General features: G+C 73.1%; 19 protein-coding genes. 4 read left to right on the forward strand and 15 right to left on the reverse strand.

What is annotated here, in order from left to right:
• From ABZW03_RS06150 to ABZW03_RS06160, 3 genes are all read right to left on the reverse strand, one after another.
• On the reverse strand, positions 1-2,477 hold a 2,477-nt coding region (locus ABZW03_RS06150), incomplete at its 3' end, for an AAA family ATPase (protein ID WP_355252971.1).
• A gap of 5 nt (positions 2,478-2,482) precedes the next feature.
• Positions 2,483-3,301, reverse strand: coding sequence for an ATP-binding protein (locus ABZW03_RS06155; protein WP_355252974.1), 819 nt, complete (start codon positions 3,299-3,301; stop codon positions 2,483-2,485).
• Positions 3,302-3,312: 11 nt separating this feature from the next.
• Positions 3,313-3,438, reverse strand: a complete 126-nt coding sequence (locus ABZW03_RS06160) for a hypothetical protein (protein ID WP_355252976.1) — start codon at positions 3,436-3,438, stop codon at positions 3,313-3,315.
• A 114-nt stretch (positions 3,439-3,552) separates the two neighbouring features.
• Between ABZW03_RS06160 and ABZW03_RS06165 the strand changes: the two genes are divergently transcribed.
• Positions 3,553-4,197, forward strand: coding sequence for a response regulator transcription factor (locus ABZW03_RS06165; RefSeq protein WP_355252978.1), 645 nt, complete (start codon positions 3,553-3,555; stop codon positions 4,195-4,197).
• A 276-nt stretch (positions 4,198-4,473) separates the two neighbouring features.
• Here the strand turns inward: ABZW03_RS06165 and ABZW03_RS06170 are convergent, their stop codons facing one another.
• Complete coding sequence (locus tag ABZW03_RS06170; RefSeq protein ID WP_355252980.1) at positions 4,474-5,100, reverse strand: AAA family ATPase; 627 nt, start codon at positions 5,098-5,100, stop codon at positions 4,474-4,476.
• Positions 5,097-5,576, reverse strand: a complete 480-nt coding sequence (locus ABZW03_RS06175; protein ID WP_355252983.1) for an NUDIX domain-containing protein — start codon at positions 5,574-5,576, stop codon at positions 5,097-5,099. Before ABZW03_RS06175 ends, ABZW03_RS06170 begins: the two co-directional genes overlap by 4 nt.
• A gap of 29 nt (positions 5,577-5,605) precedes the next feature.
• Between ABZW03_RS06175 and ABZW03_RS06180 the strand changes: the two genes are divergently transcribed.
• Positions 5,606-5,743 carry a hypothetical protein gene (locus ABZW03_RS06180; RefSeq protein WP_355252986.1) on the forward strand — a complete coding sequence of 46 codons (138 nt, stop codon included), beginning with the start codon at positions 5,606-5,608 and terminating at the stop codon, positions 5,741-5,743.
• 260 nt (positions 5,744-6,003) lie between these two features.
• Here ABZW03_RS06180 and ABZW03_RS06185 read toward each other — a convergent pair whose 3' ends face one another.
• The 6 genes from ABZW03_RS06185 to ABZW03_RS06210 form a co-directional block, all read right to left on the reverse strand.
• Positions 6,004-6,792 carry an NUDIX hydrolase gene (locus tag ABZW03_RS06185; protein ID WP_355252988.1) on the reverse strand — a complete coding sequence of 263 codons (789 nt, stop codon included), beginning with the start codon at positions 6,790-6,792 and terminating at the stop codon, positions 6,004-6,006.
• Positions 6,793-6,954: 162 nt separating this feature from the next.
• Positions 6,955-8,109: a hypothetical protein gene (locus ABZW03_RS06190; protein WP_355252991.1), complete on the reverse strand. Its 1,155-nt coding sequence runs from the start codon at positions 8,107-8,109 to the stop codon at positions 6,955-6,957.
• A 5-nt stretch (positions 8,110-8,114) separates the two neighbouring features.
• Complete coding sequence (gene fxlM / locus ABZW03_RS06195; protein WP_355252993.1) at positions 8,115-10,196, reverse strand: methyltransferase, FxLD system; 2,082 nt, start codon at positions 10,194-10,196, stop codon at positions 8,115-8,117.
• A 39-nt stretch (positions 10,197-10,235) separates the two neighbouring features.
• Positions 10,236-11,237 carry a lantibiotic dehydratase gene (locus ABZW03_RS06200; RefSeq protein ID WP_355252996.1) on the reverse strand — a complete coding sequence of 334 codons (1,002 nt, stop codon included), beginning with the start codon at positions 11,235-11,237 and terminating at the stop codon, positions 10,236-10,238.
• Positions 11,238-11,372: 135 nt separating this feature from the next.
• Positions 11,373-11,543, reverse strand: coding sequence for an FxLD family lanthipeptide (locus tag ABZW03_RS06205; protein WP_355252999.1), 171 nt, complete (start codon positions 11,541-11,543; stop codon positions 11,373-11,375).
• Positions 11,544-11,607: 64 nt separating this feature from the next.
• Entirely contained in the window at positions 11,608-12,444 is an 837-nt protein-coding gene (locus ABZW03_RS06210; protein ID WP_355253002.1) for a TauD/TfdA family dioxygenase, read from the reverse strand.
• Positions 12,445-12,621: 177 nt separating this feature from the next.
• Here ABZW03_RS06210 and ABZW03_RS06215 point away from each other — a divergent pair, with 177 nt between their 5' ends.
• Positions 12,622-13,053, forward strand: coding sequence for an NUDIX domain-containing protein (locus ABZW03_RS06215; RefSeq protein ID WP_355253005.1), 432 nt, complete (start codon positions 12,622-12,624; stop codon positions 13,051-13,053).
• Positions 13,054-13,056: 3 nt separating this feature from the next.
• Positions 13,057-14,205, forward strand: a complete 1,149-nt coding sequence (locus ABZW03_RS06220; RefSeq protein WP_355253008.1) for a helix-turn-helix transcriptional regulator — start codon at positions 13,057-13,059, stop codon at positions 14,203-14,205.
• A gap of 129 nt (positions 14,206-14,334) precedes the next feature.
• Here ABZW03_RS06220 and ABZW03_RS06225 read toward each other — a convergent pair whose 3' ends face one another.
• From ABZW03_RS06225 to ABZW03_RS06240, 4 genes are all read right to left on the reverse strand, one after another.
• Positions 14,335-14,487, reverse strand: coding sequence for a hypothetical protein (locus tag ABZW03_RS06225; RefSeq protein WP_355253011.1), 153 nt, complete (start codon positions 14,485-14,487; stop codon positions 14,335-14,337).
• A gap of 98 nt (positions 14,488-14,585) precedes the next feature.
• The gene (locus ABZW03_RS06230) at positions 14,586-14,855 is read right to left on the reverse strand and encodes a hypothetical protein (RefSeq protein ID WP_355253014.1); all 270 of its coding nucleotides are present in this window, start codon (positions 14,853-14,855) and stop codon (positions 14,586-14,588) included.
• Positions 14,856-15,341: 486 nt separating this feature from the next.
• Positions 15,342-16,184 carry a hypothetical protein gene (locus tag ABZW03_RS06235; protein WP_355253017.1) on the reverse strand — a complete coding sequence of 281 codons (843 nt, stop codon included), beginning with the start codon at positions 16,182-16,184 and terminating at the stop codon, positions 15,342-15,344.
• A 143-nt stretch (positions 16,185-16,327) separates the two neighbouring features.
• On the reverse strand, positions 16,328-16,714 hold the full coding sequence (locus ABZW03_RS06240; protein ID WP_355253020.1) for a roadblock/LC7 domain-containing protein: 387 nt from the start codon (positions 16,712-16,714) through the stop codon (positions 16,328-16,330).
• Positions 16,715-17,015 lie beyond the last annotated feature (301 nt).

Genomic DNA, 17,015 nt, shown 5'->3' on the forward strand with positions numbered 1-17,015 from the left:
CCGTGCGCCAGCCGGATCCGGGCCAGCTTGAACGGGAAGCGGGCGGCCTCCGGGTGGGCCTCGGCCCGCGCGAACATCTCGGCGGCCTCCCGCTCGTTCCCGGCGGTCATCGCCAGCGCGCCGTAGGTGATCAGCCCCAGGCGGGGCGACACGGACGGCAGCCCGGCGTCGCGGGCGGCGAGGGCGTGCGCCCGGGCCTGCTCGACGCGTCCGGTGTGCCGGGCGGCCTCGACCAGATCGAGCAGGGTGCGCGAGGCCTGGTACGCGTACGGCCGGAACTCGCCCGGCTGGGTGATGCCGATGGCGTAGAGGTACGCGGTCTCGTAGTCGCCGGAGCTCAGCGCGGCGGTCGCGCCGGCGGAGTCGGCGAGCTGGGTCAGGAACCCCAGGCCGCGCGGGCGGGCCCAGGCGTCCACCTCGGCCTGGAGGTCCCGGGCCCGCTCGACCTGCCCGCGCAGCGCCGCCAGCTGGGCCAGGTACGCGCGGCTCTGGGCGGCGAACAGGTGGTGGCCGTGCTCGGCCGCCAGGTCCAGGCCGCGCTGCCCGGTCTCCTCGGCCTGGGCCCATTCGCCGACCGCCATCCGGTCGAGCGTGATCTGGTGCAGCATGACCATGCCGGTGGCCACGGCCCCGGTCTCCAGCTCGCGGTCCACGACGCGTTGCAGGTGGGGGCGGTAGTGGCTCAGGACGTCGAGATGGTACGCGGCCACGCCGAACCGCGTGACGTCCCAGGGTTCCAGCTCCGACAGGTTCGCGGCGGCCTCGCGCACCGGCCCGGCCCAGCCTGCTCCGTGCCTGGTCACATCGCTCCACGTGTCGCGGTAGACGCGCGCATGTTCGGTGACGCGGTCGCCCAGGGAGGCGAGGAGGCCGTGCGTGCTCTCCCATACGGTGCGGTCCCCGCTGAACTGACTGATCGCCAGGAGGAGGATCACCAGCCGGGTGAGGTCCTCATCGGCCCCGCCGACAGTTGATGCAGCGGCTCTGCCGACGGTCGATGCGGCGGCTCCGCCGACGACGGCCGGCCCCCCGTCCCGGAGCCTCTCGATCGCGGCCGAGACCTGTCGGTGGGTGGAGCGGACGTCCCCGTCCTGGTAGAGCGCCCGGTAGGCGGCCGTCAGCACCGAGGCCGGCGACTCCGTCGAGCCGGGCACGAGGCCTGCCTGGACCAGCCGGTGCGCCTGGCCGAGGCGGGCGGCGTGACCGGCGACGAAGGCCGCCTCGGCCAGGCGCCGGGAGCGGTCGGCGTGGTCCTCGCTGAGCTCGGCGGCCCGGGTCAGCCAGGTCACGGCCGCCAGCGCGCCGCCGCGCCGGGTCGCCGACCCGGCCGCCGCCTCCAGGACGTCGGCGACGTCCTCGTCCGGATCGACCGTCGCCGCCGCCAGGTGCGTCGCCCGGCGTTCGAGGTTCTCCCGGTGCACCTGTGCCAGCGCCAGGTGCGCGGCGCGGCGCTGGTTGGGAGTGGCCATCCGCACGACGGCGGACCGCACGAGCGGGTGGCGGAAGACGAAGTCGCCGGTGACCGCCTCGATGTCCAGCAGGCCGGCGGCCACCGCCGCCTCGGCGTCGCGCATGCCGTAACGGGTGCCGGGGGTGGCTTCGGTGCCGCTCGGGGTCCCGGCGCCGTCGAGTGCGCCCATCAGCAGCTCGGTCCGCACCCGGTCGTCGAGGCCGGCGATGCGGGTGTCGAACAGCCGTTGCAGCCGTCGGGGCAACGGTACGCCGTGGTGACCGATCAGGTCGTCGACCGGGAGGTCGCTCGACCGGCCGGCGACGTGGGCGGGCAGCTCCACCAGGGCCAGCGGGTTGCCCTGGGCCTGCTTCAGGACGATTCGACGGACCCGTCGGCTCAGCTCCGGGTACCGGTGGTCCAGCAGTCGCTCCGCTTCCTCGTCGGCGAGGGCGGTGATCGGCAGCTCGGGCAGTGCGGCGGTGTCGAAGCGGGACGCGAGGTCGGTGCGGACCGCGACCAGCATCTTGGCCGGGCGGCCGGCCAGGCGTCGGCCCACGAAGCCGCAGACATCGGCGCTGGAGTCGTCCAGCCACTGCCCGTCGTCGAGGACCAGCAGCAGCGGCCGCTGCGCGGCGGAGAGCGACAGCAGGCTGAGAACGGCGATGCCGAGCGTCATGACCGACGGCGGATCGCCCGGCATTCCGCCGAACACGGCGTCGAACACCGCCCGGGTCCCGTCGTCCAGCCGCGCGACGTCGGCGAACAGCGGATGGAGGAACTGGTGCAGCCCGGCATAGGGCAGCTCGGACTCCGCCTCGACACCGGCGGCCCGGAGGACGACGTGGCCCTCCTGCTCCGCCAGTGCGGCGGCCCGGTTCAGCAACGAGCTCTTGCCGGCCCCCGCCTCCCCGCGCAGGACGAGCGCCCGGCCCGTGGCGGACCTCACGAAGGCGACGAGCTCCGCCTGCTCGTCCTCGCGGCCCACCATCGCCGTGGTGACGCCCACTCGCTGCGATCCGGTCATGTCCCCTACCCGTTCCTGATTCCGATCTCACCGCGCGGCAGCTCCATCAGCGCCAGCGGGTTGCCGCGTGCCTCGGCGACGATCGCGTCGCGCACGCGGGGGTGCACCGGACCGGGCAGCACCGAGTCGAGCAACGCCCGGGCGTCGTCGTCGCGGAGCCCGTCCACCTGTAGTTCCGGCAGGCCGCAGAGGAGTCCGGCGTTGGTCGGCGTGCGGGCCCACGCCGAGGTGGACACGGCGAAGACCAGGGCCACGGACTCGGCGTCGAGCCGGCGGGCGACGAACGCGAGGACGGCGGCGGAGGTCCCGTCGATCCACTGCGCGTCGTCCACGACACAGACCAGCGGCTCGACAGCGGCGGCTTCGGCGAACAGGCCCAGCACGGCCAGTCCGGTCAGCAGCCGGCCGGGCGATTCGTCGTCGTTCGGTCCGAGCCCCGGCTCCGGTCTCGGTCCCGGCTCCGGCGCCGGTTTCAGCGCCAGCGCCGTCGCCAGGGCGGCTCGCTGCGCCGCCGGCAACCGGTCCAGATGGCTCAGCAGCGGGGCGCACACCTGCTGGAGAGCCGCGTACGCGATCCCGGGGTCGGTCTCCACCCCGACCGTGCGGACGACGCGACCCACTGGGGTGGCGCGACCCGCCAGATGGCCGAGCAGGGCGGTCTTGCCGATGCCGGACTCCCCGCGCAGGACCAGGACGCGGCTGCGTCCGCGGCACAGATCGAGCAACAGCCCGTCGAGTACGTCCTGTTCCCGGGCGCGTCCGCGGAGCCGCGGCGACGACGGATTCCCCGTCCCGTCCGGCCCGCCCAGGCGATCGTGCTCCACCGACGCTCCCCTCAGCCGCCGAGCCCGGCCGCGCGGGCCGGGTCAGCGCTGTACCACGCGGGCGTCCGCGTGCCGAGGCCGGCGGCCCGCTCCACGCCCGCGACCGGGACGACCCCGGCCTCGATCCTGACGTCCATCCTCGTGAGCCCCTTCGCCGCCACGGAAGCCGGTCGGCGTCCATGGACCACGATCCCGGGACCACCGGCCCGTCGAGCCAGTGGCGAACCCTGGCCGGTACCCGGGCCGGGGATGTGACCACCGAAACCGGTGGGTCCGCGACGACGCGCTACCCGGAACCCCGCCAGCCGATCCTCGCGGAGTTCCCCACCACCGAGGCCCTCGCACTCGACCTCGCCGATCTGCGGTCCGTCCGCGCCTTCTGCGATGCCCGGAACGGCCCGGTCGACGCCGTCGTCGCCAACGCCGTCGTCGCCAACGCCGGCGACGGCATCGAGGCCCTGCGCCTCGCCGAGCACCACCGCCCCGACGTCTGCCTGTTGGACATCCGGATGCCCGGCCTCACCGGCCTCGACGTCACCCGCCGCCTGGCCGGCCCCGGCGTCCCGGACCCGCTCCGCGTCATCGTCGTCACCACCTTCGACCTCGACGAGTACGTGCACGAGGCCCTGCACGGCGGCGCGGTCGGCTTCCTGCTCAAGGACGCCGGCCCCGCCATGCTCATCGAAGCTGTCCGGGCCGCCGCCTCCGGCCTCACCAACCCGGAGATCGCCGACCGCCTGTACATCTCCCTCGGCACCGTCAAGAAGCACCTCGCCGCCGCACAGCTGAAGCTCACCGTCCGCAACCGCGTCGAGCTCGCCGCCTGGGCCTACCGCCACGGCCACATGGACGAGCCGCCACAGCCGCCGGGCCACCGGGAACCGTCGCGCGGGTGAGTGCGCGAGGACGTGGCCTCCGCACGTTGCTTGGCGATGGCGCCTACCGCGAGGACCGGCGCGCGGCCACCGCCGCCCACCCGCCGACGGCACGCCCGGCCACTTCGCCCACGATCGGCGGCCGGCGGCGCAGCCCCTCCCGTAGGCGGCCGACCCTGGCCGGCCGCTCGCCGGGCCCAGGGATGCGGAGACGCGCTCGCTGATGCCCGGTGAGGGCGGCCGGGCGGAGGACGGGCACGCGGTTGCCGTGCGCCCGCCCGCCGTCAGCCTGCCGGGCTACTCCTCCCTGCCGCGGCGTACCCGTCTCAGCACCGGCTCGGGGTCGTCCAGCGTGGGTGGCCCCGTGAGACCGGTCGCGCGCATGACGCGGTCGACCGTGTCGTGGAGGGTGCTGTCGCTGCCGATGACGGTCTCGATGCCGCCGGGCAGCAGGTCCTGGGCGCGGTACCAGTCGCGCAGCTCCCGCTCGGTGACCTGCGCGAGGTACTCGGCATCGGCCTTCGAGGCGTGTCGCGCGAGGGTCTCGTCGAACGGGACGTCGAGGTAGTAGCAGCGGGAGACGCCGCGGTGGTCGCTCACCAGGCCCGCGAGCATGTCGCCGTAGTGGTCGGCGTACAGGATGCCCTCGATGACGACGTGGTAGCCGGCATCGAGCGCGTAGCGTGCCACGGTGTCGATCAGGCCGATGTTCGCACCGCCGGGCCGGTCCCGCTCGCGCAGCACGATCCGGCGGAGGTTGTCCTGTGCGACCAGGGCCAGGCCGCGACCGAACCGCTGCCGGATCCCGGCAGCCACCGACGACTTGCCGCTGGCGGAGTTCCCCCGGACGACGACGAGGCGGGTCTCCTTGCTCCCCGTCATCATGCGGGCGGCCGTGGGCCCGGGGCGGCTCGGGGTGCTCATGCCGGCCAGCCGACGGTGGACAGTGGGTTGCTGCGGGCGATCTCGCCGAGGGCGTGCGCGGTATAGGGGACGATGTCCTCGGGCAGCCGGTCGAGCGGCCACCGGCGCAGCTCCGCGCACTTGTGGGGCTCGGCGTTGCGCACCCGGCCTTCGTAGCGGGTGGGGCGGAAGAAGAGCTGGAGGCGGCTGCGGTCGGCGTCGAGGTGGTGCAGCGTGTGGACGAGTTCGAGGTCGTCCTCGGCGATGGTGATGCCGAGTTCCTCCTCGGCTTCGCGGGCCATGGAGCGGGTGACCGCCTCGCCCGGCTCCATGTGCCCGGCCGGCAGGTGCCACAGGCCTTCGGCGTAACGGGTGTTGCGGCGCCGTCCGAGCAGCACCGTGCCGTCGTCGGAAAGGACGAGGTGGACACCGACGACCAGCGTCAGCGGGTCGGTCCCGGTGACGCGGGGCGCGTTGGTGTGGTCGGGCCGGGTCACGAGGCCTCCCCAGTGAGCAGTGGCAGGTAGTGCTGTACGTAGGGCGGGACCTTGAGGTCGAGGAGTTCGTCGGCGGGGACCATGCGGACGGCCAGGCCCTCGTCGCCGAGCCGCAGGGTACGGCGTTCTCGTCGGCCTCGCGCCAGCCGCCGATCGGGGTCCAGTAGCCGGGCCAGGGGATGTCCGGCCGGTCTTCGCGTTGGTGCATCAGCAGCCGGCCCGCGCGGTCGGTGACGAAGACGAGGACGCCCTCGAAGTCGTCGTCGGCGGGGGTAGGGCGTTCCAGGTAGAGGGGGACGCCGTCGCGGCGGGCGCGCAGGACCTGCCGGAGCCGTTGGTAGCGGGCGGGGGTCATGAGCTGTCGCCAGTCGTGGGCGTTCTCGAAGCGGAGCTCGGTGTGCTCGGCCGGGTCGAGGCGGATCCGGGCCTATTGCTCGGGGTTGAGGATGCCGCCGTCGAAGACATAGCCGCAGGCCGGGACGGGGTGGTCGGTGCCCGCGCGTTCGTGGATGGCGGCGACCAGGCGCCGCCGGGCGATGACCGTGGGGTTCTCGGCGGCGAGGTCGAGGCCCAGTTCCTCCTGGGCCTCGCGCAGGGCGGTGGTGAAGGGGGTCTCGCCGTGCTCGACGTTGCCGCCGGGGAAGTTCCACACGTCCGGGTTGACGGCGGAGCGCAGGCCGAGGATGCGGCCCTGGGGGTCGGTGACCAGGAAGCACCCGTACGAGCTGGGCCAGGCGATGGTGGTGAGGTAGCCGCCGACGGGCCGCCAGCCCGGGATGCCCAGGCACCGGGTCAGCCATTCGATCACCGTGCGCTGCACGTCGCCGGTCGGCGGCAGGGCGTCCGGGTACGCCCACTGGTGGCCGTCGTGCTTCGGGGAGAGGACGATCTCGGCGCCGTCCGGTACGACGGTGGTGAAGTCGAACTGGCGCACGCGCAGGCCGCGCTGGTTGGTGTAGTCGAGGTGCCGCACGTACTCCAGCGGCAGGCTCGCGAGCCCGGTCTCCTCCGCCAGCTCGCGTGCGGCGCCTTCGGGCACCGATTCGCCGTCCTCCCGGCCGCCGCCCGGGTACTCCCACAGGCCCGGCAGCACGTCGTGCGGGGCCCTGCGGACCATCAGGATCCGGCCCGAGGCGTCCCGGACCACGACGCCGACGCCGATCCGTTCGATGCCTTCGCGTGCGGCCAGGTCGGTCAGTACGTTGAAGTCGATCACCAGGAGGACTCCTCGGTCTCTCGGGCGGGCATGCCGCCGGTCGTGCCGCCGGTCTTCACCACAGCGCCTGCGACCACAGCCGACGTGCGGGTGGGCACGTGCGCCGAACCAGCGCGCTCCGGTTCCCAAGCCAGTTTGTGTGGAGGTGAGTTGATGAAGGCCTCAGGAGCTGGACACATTCGATGATGGAGCTGTTCGAGTATGGCGTTCAAGTGGGTCGCCTCTGGGCGAGCCCGGGTCGAACGGGGAGCTTTCGAGCACGTCCCGGGCGGCGGCGAGGGCGTGCTCCAGCTGTCCCCGGAGATGCTCGGGCAGGGAGGCGGAGCCCAGTGCGCAGGCGGCGAGAGCTTGTTCGAGCTCAGCTGCCCGACCGGGTTCGAGACGGTCACGGACGCTCCGATGGGCGAGGAGGTCGCGCAGTGCGTAGCCGTCGCCCGTTTCACTCGTTCGGCTGGTCAGCTGCTCGATGAGGTTTCGGCTGGCGGGGATGTCCGGGCCGGCGGCGTCGATCGCGGTGAGGGCGAGGCGGGTGGTGAATACGGCGAGTCCCTCGGCCGGTTCGAGGGCGAGGCAGTGGTCGATCGCGGTTTCGGCGGGGTGTCGGTCGCCGGGGCGGCACAGCGCGGTGAGGACGGCGGTGACGGCGTCCTCCCACGCGGCGCCCGGTTCGGTGGTGGCCAGCAGGGCGAGGGCGCCGGGGAGCTCGCCGCTGGTGGCGCGGGCGAGGACGGCGACTTGGCGGCCGTCGAGGATGCGCCGGCCGATGCCGCGGTGCTCCTCGATGTGGTGGAGGGCGTCCGTCCAGCGGCCGGCGGTGGTGAGGGCGCGGGTGCCGTCGGCGATGACGACGCGCCACAGCCACGCGCGGACTTCGTGCCGTTGCTCGCCGGTCTCGGTGAGGTGGGCGGGGACGGTGATGCCGTCGAGGGTGGTCTCGGTGGCGGTGGTGACGGCGTGGTAGAGGTCGAGGAGGAGTTGGTGGCCGTGCTGGTGGTGGTCGGCGCGGATGTGGAGTCGGGCGAGGTTGACGACGGGTTCGAGGCCGCGGATGGCGCTCATGGCGGGGAGCGGGCCGCGGGTGAGGTAGAGGGTGGCGTGGCGGTGGCACAGCTCGCGGGCGTAGCCGGGTAGGGCGAGGTCCGAGGCGAGGAGGGCTGCCTGGTTGAAGACGGTGGATGCGAGGCCCGGATCGGCCAGCCGGAAGGCCGTGTCGGCCAGCTCGTGGAGCCGGCCGACACGGGCGGTCAGGGGCAGGCACGCGGGCCGGTGGCGGGCGACCAGCGGGAAGCGCCGGGCGACGGGGCCGGTCGGGTGCATGCGGGCTACTCCCAGATGACGGTGATCGGGTGGTGGGGGCGGTCCAGGACGAAGCGGCCGGCGTTCGGGTCTGCGGTGGCGGGGCTGTCGGGGAGTTCGAAGCGCGGCTTCCGGCTGCGGAAGCCGGTGTTCCAGGTGCGGATCTCCTCGGCGACGAGGTCGGCGAGGGCGGCGCCGGCCGGTCCGTGGCCGATCACGCCGGTCTCGTAGGTCTTGCGGCCTTCGGCGTCGGGCTCGCTGGGGCGCAGGGTGAGGTAGGCGAAGGAGCCGTGGTTCACGGTGGCCATGGCACCCCAGCCGAACATGGGGCTGATGCCGCGTTCGCGGGCGGTGCCGGTGACGCTCATCCGCATCAGGGAGTTCGGGAGGCGCAGGGCCAGCCACAGGTCCTGGTACTCGTAGGTGGTGCCGGCCGGGATGGTGACGCCGGTCCAGACGTCGTGGCGCTCGGTGTCGAGGACGCCGAGCAGCAGGTCGGCGTCGACCGCGTCGTTCTGGTCCTTGTGGACTTGGAGGGTGACGTCGCCCTGGTGGGTGAGGGCGACGGTGCGGCGGGCGTCGTCCATGCTGCCGCGCAGTGGCATGAAGACGGCGAGCTGGTCGTCGACCGACACCCAGCCGTTCGCTCCGCGTTCGAAGGCGATGGTGCGCGAGGCGGTGCCGCGCAGGCGCAGCGGCAGGACGATCCGGCCGCTCGGCTTGACCTGCTGGAGCCAGGCGGTGGGCATCTCGCTGGTGCTGACCGTGGCGATCACCCGGTCGTACGGGGCGGCGGCGGGGTGGCCGAGGGCGCCGTCGCCGAGGACCACGTCGACGTTGGTGATCCCGGCGTCCGCGAGGTGCTTGCGGGCGCCGTCGACGAGGTCGTCGTCCATGTCCACGGCGACCACGTGCCCATCGGGGCCGACGAGGGTGGCCAGGTAGGCGGCGTTGACGCCGGTCCCGGCCCCGGCCTCGAAGACGCGCTCGCCGGGCCGGGCGCCGAGTTGCTCCAGCATCAGGGCGACGATGGCGGGCTGGGAGGCGGCGCTGATCTGGGTGCCGGTCCCGTCGGCCTTGGTGTAGGTGGGGTTGTCGGCGTAGGCGGCCTCCAGGGGGAAACCGGGCAGGAAGTGCTCGCGGGCGACGGCGCGGAAGGCGCCCTCGACCGCGGTCGTGCGGATCGCGCCCCGGCCGAGCAGGCGGTCGGTGAGGGCGTCGCGCAGCTGGTCGGCGGTCGGGGTTGCGGTGTTGTTGCTGAGCGTAGTCACGTGGGCGACCCTAGTGGTTGTGCGGATGGTGGACTGCGAGGGCTCGGGGTCCTCGCCGGAGTGGAAGACGGTGTCCAACGCCCGTGCGGCGGCCGCGGCTTGGCGCTCGACGGGTACGCCGGCTCGGTTGGCGTGGAAGATCATCAGGTGGGCCAGCACGGCGCGTAGTCCGCGGGTGAGGCGGCCGTCGCGGGCCGTGCGGACGAGGTCCTGCCCAGCCTTCTCGAAGGCGTCGACCCAGGCGGCGTGTCCGGCGAGTGGCTCGCCGGGCTCGGCGAGTCGGCGGGTGTCGAGGGTCATCAGGCGGTGCATCGCGGCGTTCAGGGCGATGGTTCGCTCGGGGGCGAGGGCCGGCGGCTCGGGGCGTGTGGCAGCGAACTTCGCCCAGACGTCGCCCTGTTCGTACCGGTCGAGGTGGGCGGCGCGGAGCAGGGTGGAGGTGAGGACGACGAAGGTTTCGGTGCGGCCGAGGGCGGGCGGATCGGGCCGGGCGGCGCGGGCCGTCAGGTGTCGGCTGTCGGCGTGGAAGAGCCGGTGGGCGATCTCCATGGCCTCGGGGCCGCCGAACACCTCGGTCTCCGGCTCGTAGACCACGGTGGCCCAGCGCTTGATGAGCCCCTCCTCGGCGAGCGTGTCCAGAAGCGCCGTCACGACGGGGGCGGGGTCGTCGGCGCGGTAGCGCAGCCGCAGCCCGTGCTTGCGCATGTACCACCAGCCTTCCAGGGAACCGGAGTTCTGGGAGTGGACGAGAACGGGGGGGAGGTGGTGGGCGGTGATCTGTTCGACGGTGGCGGGGTCGGCGAAGGCGACGGTGTGCTGGATCCAGCCGGTGGTCATCGATGGTGTCCTTGGTCAGGCGGCCAGGCAGCCAGGCGGTCAGGCGGTCAGGAGGCATGCGTCCCAGTGCGTCACCGGCGCGGTGCCGGTGGCGGGGGCGAGCAGAGCGAGGGCGGTGCCGGCGGCGCCTTCCAAGAGCCCGGGCCCCGTCGACGCCAGGAGGCGGTATGCCTGTTCGGAGGGGTCCGTGCGAGGCGGGTGGGCGGTGTCCAGGAGCAGGACGGCAGCGGAGCGGAGGCGAGCCGCGTTGCGTGGGAGGGCGTCGGCGGCGGCGCGGTGGGCGATGTGGGCGAGCCCGGCGTAGCCGTGGCAGGCGGAGAGGTCGGTGGTCGCGGCGAGCGCCCCCGGGTCCAGCAGGGTGGTGGCGAGGGCGGATTCGGCCCGGTGGCGCAGTTCCCGGTCTCCGAGTGCGAGGGCGGCGAGCTTGCCGGCCAACGCCCCGAACGGGACCGGGTGGCGGGCGCAGGCCAGGGCGAATGCGATGGGGCGGGTGTATCGAAGGCTCACCTCCATCGGGCTCGTGTCGCCCCCGGGACGGTCGAGCGCCTGGTGGGGGATGACGAGCCGGTCGCCGCACACGTGGGCGGCGTCGTTCGCGACCACGTCCAGCCGCGCGAGCAGCGCGGGGACCCGTTCCAACCGGCGGACCAGGTGGGCGAGCCATGCGGCCGAGGGGGCCACCGCGGTGTGGTGGTCGAGGCCCCAGCGCAGCTCAGCTCGGGGACCGAAGACCGCTGCCTGGACGCCGGCGAAATATCCGAACGGGGTCGGTCGCCCGCTCGCCCGCAGCAGGTAGCGGGCGGTGGACAGAGCAGCGCGCCGGACCTCCCGCGGCACCGGAGCCTCAGCGCGGATCAACTGCGTGACCTGGCAGGCGAGAGCGGGACTGGCGAGCATGAGTGCCTCGGCGAGGTTCTCGTCGGCCCACAGCGCGCGCAGCCACTCGACCTGCCCTGGCACCTGGTTGCAGTCGGCGGTGGTGAGGTCCGGCCAGACGGGAGAGGGGAGTTCGGGGTGGGCGACGGCGCGGACGAGTGCCACGTCTGCGGCGCGGTAGGAAGCTGGCGGAGCGGAGCGGCGCATGGCTGACCTCGGTCGTGGGAAGCGGATACCGGTCGGTGGCGGGCGGCGGTGCCGCCGGAAGAAGGGCTGCTTCCGGCGGCACCGCCGGCTGGATCAGTGGAACCCGGTGGTGCAGGCGCCACAGGTGCTGCCGCAGCCGTCGTCGGTGAGCACCTCCAGACTGGCCGCGTCGATGGTCTCGACGGCACGGACGTCGAGGTCGAACTCGTCGCCGCCGACGGCGGGCTCGGTGGCCTTGGACTCGGCCGTGACCTTCTGAGCCATGGTGGCTCCTCCTTGAGGGTTTCCCTTGTGGGACCTGGAGCCGGGGTGCGGGATGCACCCCGCGTCACCAGGAGACGGTGGGGCGGCAGCGCCGCATGTCGAGCGTCAGCTGTGCTGCAAGGCGCGACGTGGACCACGGCGCGGGGAAGGCGGGGCCGAGGCCCAGCGCGGGGTGCGGTTCGCCCAGCGCGCGCAGGATCAGCCGCTCGCCCGAGAAAGCGGTGCGACCGTGCAGGAAGCGGTGGTTGTCCAGCACGACGCCCTGCCCGGGGGCGAGGCGCACCTGGCGGGTGTTCCGGTCGATGGCCTGGCGCAGGGCCGGCAGGTGCACCTCGGCGTCGGGGGAGAAGCGGGCGAGGTCGTCCTGCCGCAGCCGCAACTGCCATCGTTCGCCTGGAAGTTGCCGAAAGACCGGCGCGAAGAGACCGCTCGATCCGCCGAAGTACGCGGCCCGCTCCGCGGAGAGCGCCTCGATGGCGGCCGGGTGGTGTACAGCCAGATCGGCCAGGACGGCCTGGCCGTCCACCAGTAGGCTCTCGCCGCCCGTGTTGCCGGCCCGCGCGCACGCCAGCAGGAGCAGCCGGGGCGGGATCGGGTGCTGCGCGCACTCGGTGTGCAGCGCCAGAGCTTCGCGTCCCAGTCCGGCGAAACCCGGCCGTCCGTCGTGGCGGCCGGTGTCGCGGATGACGGTCAGCGAGTCCGGGTCGGCGTCCCGGTGCTTCCACAGCGAGGACATCAACCGGCTGGCCGCGAGGAGCACGTCGTCGCGCCCGCCCAGCCTGGCGAGCCGCAGCATCCCGTGCTCGCGCAGCACCGCTCCCGCGTGCTCGCGCGCTGCTCCGTCCAGCATGCGAGCGGTGAACTCCTCGCCGCTGGTGCCGTTGGTGTCGGAAGACGGCATGGTGGATCCCCCTCATGGGACCGAGTGGGTGGGAGGCGACACACTCTCCACGCCCCGCCGCCCCGATGGAAAGTGACAGATTGTCAAAGCGAGATCGTCGGGCAGCGGGGCACCGCGCGACCCCGCAACTGCTACCTTCGACGGGCCCGTGACCGCCCGCGCGCCCCGGAAGAAGCCATGACCGGACAGACCGAACAGCCTTACGTGCCACCGACCTTCCCGATCTCCATCAAGGGCGTCGTACTCGACCCGCAGCAGCGGGTGCTGCTGCTGAAGAACGAGCGTCAGGAATGGGAGCTGCCCGGCGGGAAGCTGGAGGGGACGGAAACCCCCGAACAGCGGGTGGCCACCGAGATCCACGAGGAGAGCGGCTGGACGGCGACCGCCGGCCCACTGCTCGACGTGTGGATGTACGAGCCGATCCCCGGCCGCAAGGTCTTCATCGTCACCTACGGTTGTGCTGCCGCCGACGCACACCAGCCCCCGGTCGTCAGCCACGAGCACAAGGAAGCCGGCCTCTTCCACCGCGACGAGGTACCCGTCCTGGTCATGCCGCAGGGCTACAAGGACTCCATCGCCCGCTGGTACGAACTGCACGACCAGGTCTGACCCGTGGCCGGGATCGACCTCTACGGCGGAATTCGCTGGCACTGGACCACCCCCAGAGCCCAGGACATCCTGCGCCGCCGTGCCCTGCCCGAGATCCTTCAGCTCTACCGGGAACTCCACGGCCTGCCGCAACAGGAACTCGCCGACCTGCTCGGCTACTCCACCAGCTACGTCTGCCGTATCGAGACCGGCTCGCGCACCATCACCGACGTCGGAGCCCTGCGCCACATCGCCGAACGCCTCGGCCTTCCACCGCACTGCGTCGGCATCACCGACGAAGCCGACGCAGACCATCAGCTCGTGATCCAGCTTGCCGACTCCGTGCTGCGCCTGGCGGAGATCGCCCGCCAGGCCGGCCAGGCCACCACCGCGGTTGCCGAGCTGTGGCCGCTGGTCGCCCGTCTGGAGGCTCGGACCGCGGACGGTCACATCGACCTCGACACCCTGCGCCTGCTCGCCAGAGCTCGTGTCGGCCTCGGCGTCGCGCTCGGTCACGTGCTGCCGGAGGAGCGCCTGGCCACCGCCGCCCGCTGGACCGGCAAGGGACTCAGCGTTGCCCGGCGGGTGGGCGATCCGGCGCTGCACGCCCACGCACTTCGTCACCACGGGAACGAACTGCGCAAGGCCGGACTGCACCTGCCCGCACTGGACCGGCTCGGCCAGGCCCGCGATATCGCCCGCACCGACTCCGAACGTGCCGAGGCCGTCGTCCTGCTCGCCCGTGCTGCCGGAACTGCCGGGGACGCCGGCGTCTTCGACGCCGCGATCGATGACGGCTGTCGGCTTCTGCGCGAAGTGGCGCCCACCGCACTGTTCTCCGAGTTCACCCTCCACGAGGTCCGCCTCCGCGGTCTCATGGGCACCGGCCGGGTCACCGAAGCGGTCCGGCAGCTGGACCGAGCACCGGACGCCGTCCTCGGAGCGACCCCGCAGTGGCGGATCATCGCGGCGATCACCGCCGGCGAGGTGCTGCTGGCGAAGGGAGACCCGACCGGCGCGGCGCAACGGCTCAGTGCCGCGGTTGACGGCGCGACCCTCCACCGCCTGCCGCACCAGCTCCAGCGCGCGGCGCGGGCCGGCCGCCGTCTGCCCGACGTCAAGCAGCAGGCGGACGGTGCCCTGGAACAGCTGCGAGCCGAGATAGCGGCCTGATTCCCCATCCGACAGCGGGACAGCGAGGAACACGGCGGACCCACATCCTTTGAGCTGGTGGTCAGAAGCCCGGACTGAAACGCCGAGGTAGGGGTGCTGCTCGGCGTGCAGAGCAGCACCCCGGATTGATCACTGGCCGGACGAGGTCCAGATCGGGAGACTCTCGGCGGAGGGGGCGGTCCAGATCGGCATGTCCGGCTCAGCGGCCTGGGCGGGCGCGGAGGAGACGATCGTCACGCAGAACGTGAGGATTGCGGCGGCGGCCATGGTGCGGAAGATCATTTTTCTCCTGGAAATGTCTGGAGGCCAGGTGCGTTGCCCGGCGGTGTGGGCTGTCGGGGCGTGTACGAGGGGTGGGCCGCGAGGGCGGTGATCGGCGCTCATCGGGTGGGCAGTGCGAGGAGCCGGGCGTGCAGGCGCTGCACGTCGCGGGTGCTGCCCAGGTCCCGGTACGGGTCCTGGTTGGCGGAGTACCAGCTGGCGGCGACCTCGGGCAGTCCGCTGCGTTCGGCAGCCTGCCCGAGGTCCTCGATGGCGTGGGCCGTCCAGCGGCGGTGGCCGAGGCGCGGCGAATTCCTGGACCGCTGCCGCCGGGACCACCAGCGCGCGCGGAACCGAGAGTGCCAGAGCCTGGTGCACCAGCCGTACAACGATCGGCAACGGCCCGCAGGGCGTGGCCCCGGCCAGGACCTCGCGCGGCGAGGGTACGTCCGGCAGGCCCGCCAGCGTACCGAGGTGCACGGCCAGGCCGCGCGCGGATCGCAGCATCGCGACGGTGCGGTGCATCGGATCGGAGCGGTGTTGGAGTTTTGCCAGGGTGTTACCTACGGGTCCAGCGCTCTCTCCCTTCGTCCGGTACTGCCGGGTGCGGCCCTGGCCCGAATCGGCCGCCACGGGGGTGGTGAGTTCGGCCAGGACGTCCCAGGCCGGATCGATCAGCTGGTGCTCAAGCGCCCGGCGGACGGTGACGATGCGCTTGGGGGTGCCGAGCGTGTTCAGCACGGTGTCCCCGTAGAGGTCCGCTGCGCTCTCCCGGACGTCCAGCGCGCGGGCGACGTCAGGGTCGGTCGGCATGGCGGGAGGGGAGGTGGGCATGGCGGATCTCCAAGGGAAACAGGGGATGGAGCGGCAGGGGGCTACCGGGCCGACCGCGCCCGGTCGAGGACGGCGAGCAGCGAAGGCCCGATCTGCCGGGCGGTGTGGGGGCCGATGGTCAGGACCAGGTCGCCCTCCTGAACGAGGGAGGCGACCAGGGACTCGGGGCCCGGCTCGTGCAAGCCGGTCTCGTACCGGATCACCGTGCCGGTGGAACTGGCGGCGAGGATGCTCTCGTCTCCGTCGGCGCCGTGGCCGACGGTCACCACCCGCGGGCCCGGGCGGCGTCGGCGCAGCCGGTCCGCGAGCTCCTGGCAACCGGGCTGGGCGGCCCACAGCACCACCGTTTCACTCCGCCGTGCGAGGGCCTCCATCTGGTCCAGCGCCTCCTGCTGGCTCCACCAGCACGGCGGTGCCGCATCCGCGGCGGTGATCAGCGTCACGGACGGGTTGAGTCCTTCGCCGAGGGAGCGGAAGCGCCAACCGGGCGGCGAGGCGTCGTGGCCGGAGCTGTCCGGGCAGAGGTCCACCACCAGGAGCTCTCCGTCGCCGTCGTAGCCGGCGGAGTCGTCCTTGGGCGCCTCGGCGAGGATCCACCCGGGGCCGCGGCCGACGAGCGCGCAGGTGAGCGCGGCGGCGGCCAGGGTGGTGGAGTGGCTGCCGGCGACGGCGACCGTGATCGGCGCCGTAGCGGCCACCAGCTCTACGGCCCGCGCGTAGCCCAGTATCGGAAGGCCTCGGCCGACGGCGTGGTCCAGCACCTCGTGGACCACGGTGTTGTCCCCACCCCAGATCAGCGAGGCCGTCCTCGGGCCGGTCGTCCGAAGGGCGGCGCCGGAGCGCCGGAGCTGCTGCACCAGGTCGGGTCGGAGACCTGTCGCCATGGGCGAGATCGTGACCCGAGCGTGGCATCGTGCGAGGTGGGAGATCAATCCCGGCATGCCAGGACTGAGCGGGTCGGGGACGTGGACGTCCCCGAAGAGGTCGGGCAGCGGCAACGGTCGCCGGGGGTGGTCCGAGGTGGGGATCACGCGGCCGCCGCCGTCATGAGGGTGCTGTCCGCGAGTTCGATGAGCTGGGCGCCGATGCCACCCAGCTGGGCGGCCTTCCCGCACACCACGGCGAGCATCGAGTTGCCGCAGGCGCCGACCAGGATCAGCGTGCAGCCGGACCGGACCTCGACCGCGCTGTGGCCCCACGGGCCGGCCTCGGCCGCGCGGTGCCCGATGATCTCGGCGCCGCGGTTGCTCACGGCCTGCAGCGCCGCCATCACGGCGGCCCAGTGGTCGGCCTCGTCCCTGCCGACCCCGGGCGAGGTGCCCAGGACCAGCCCCTCGGAGCTGACGTGGATGGCGGCGAGGACGTCGGCGTTGCCGGTGACCAGGTCCTCCAGGAACTGCGGATGGCGCAACACGTGAGTCTCCTCGGCCAGAACGAACGTGGGGGAGGTGGGGTCGAAGCGCGTGGACCGGCTGGGACCCGATGGGAGCGCCGGGGCGGCGTCTCCGACACGTTCAGAGTGACCAAGGAGGCGGTGCGAGCGGGAGGGGGCTGATGGGGACAGCCCGAGTGTCCCCATCACGGGGCAGCCGAATTGTCCCCATCAACGGAAGCGGACAAGCGTGAAGGCGTGCAAAGCCGGGAAACCGGTATGAGGCAGCCCCACTCGTACCGATGAAGGAAGCTCAAGAATGGCCGCGCGGACGGACGGCCAA

The sequence above is a fragment of the Kitasatospora sp. NPDC004799 genome (assembly GCF_040609095.1).
Lineage (GTDB): Bacteria > Actinomycetota > Actinomycetes > Streptomycetales > Streptomycetaceae > Kitasatospora.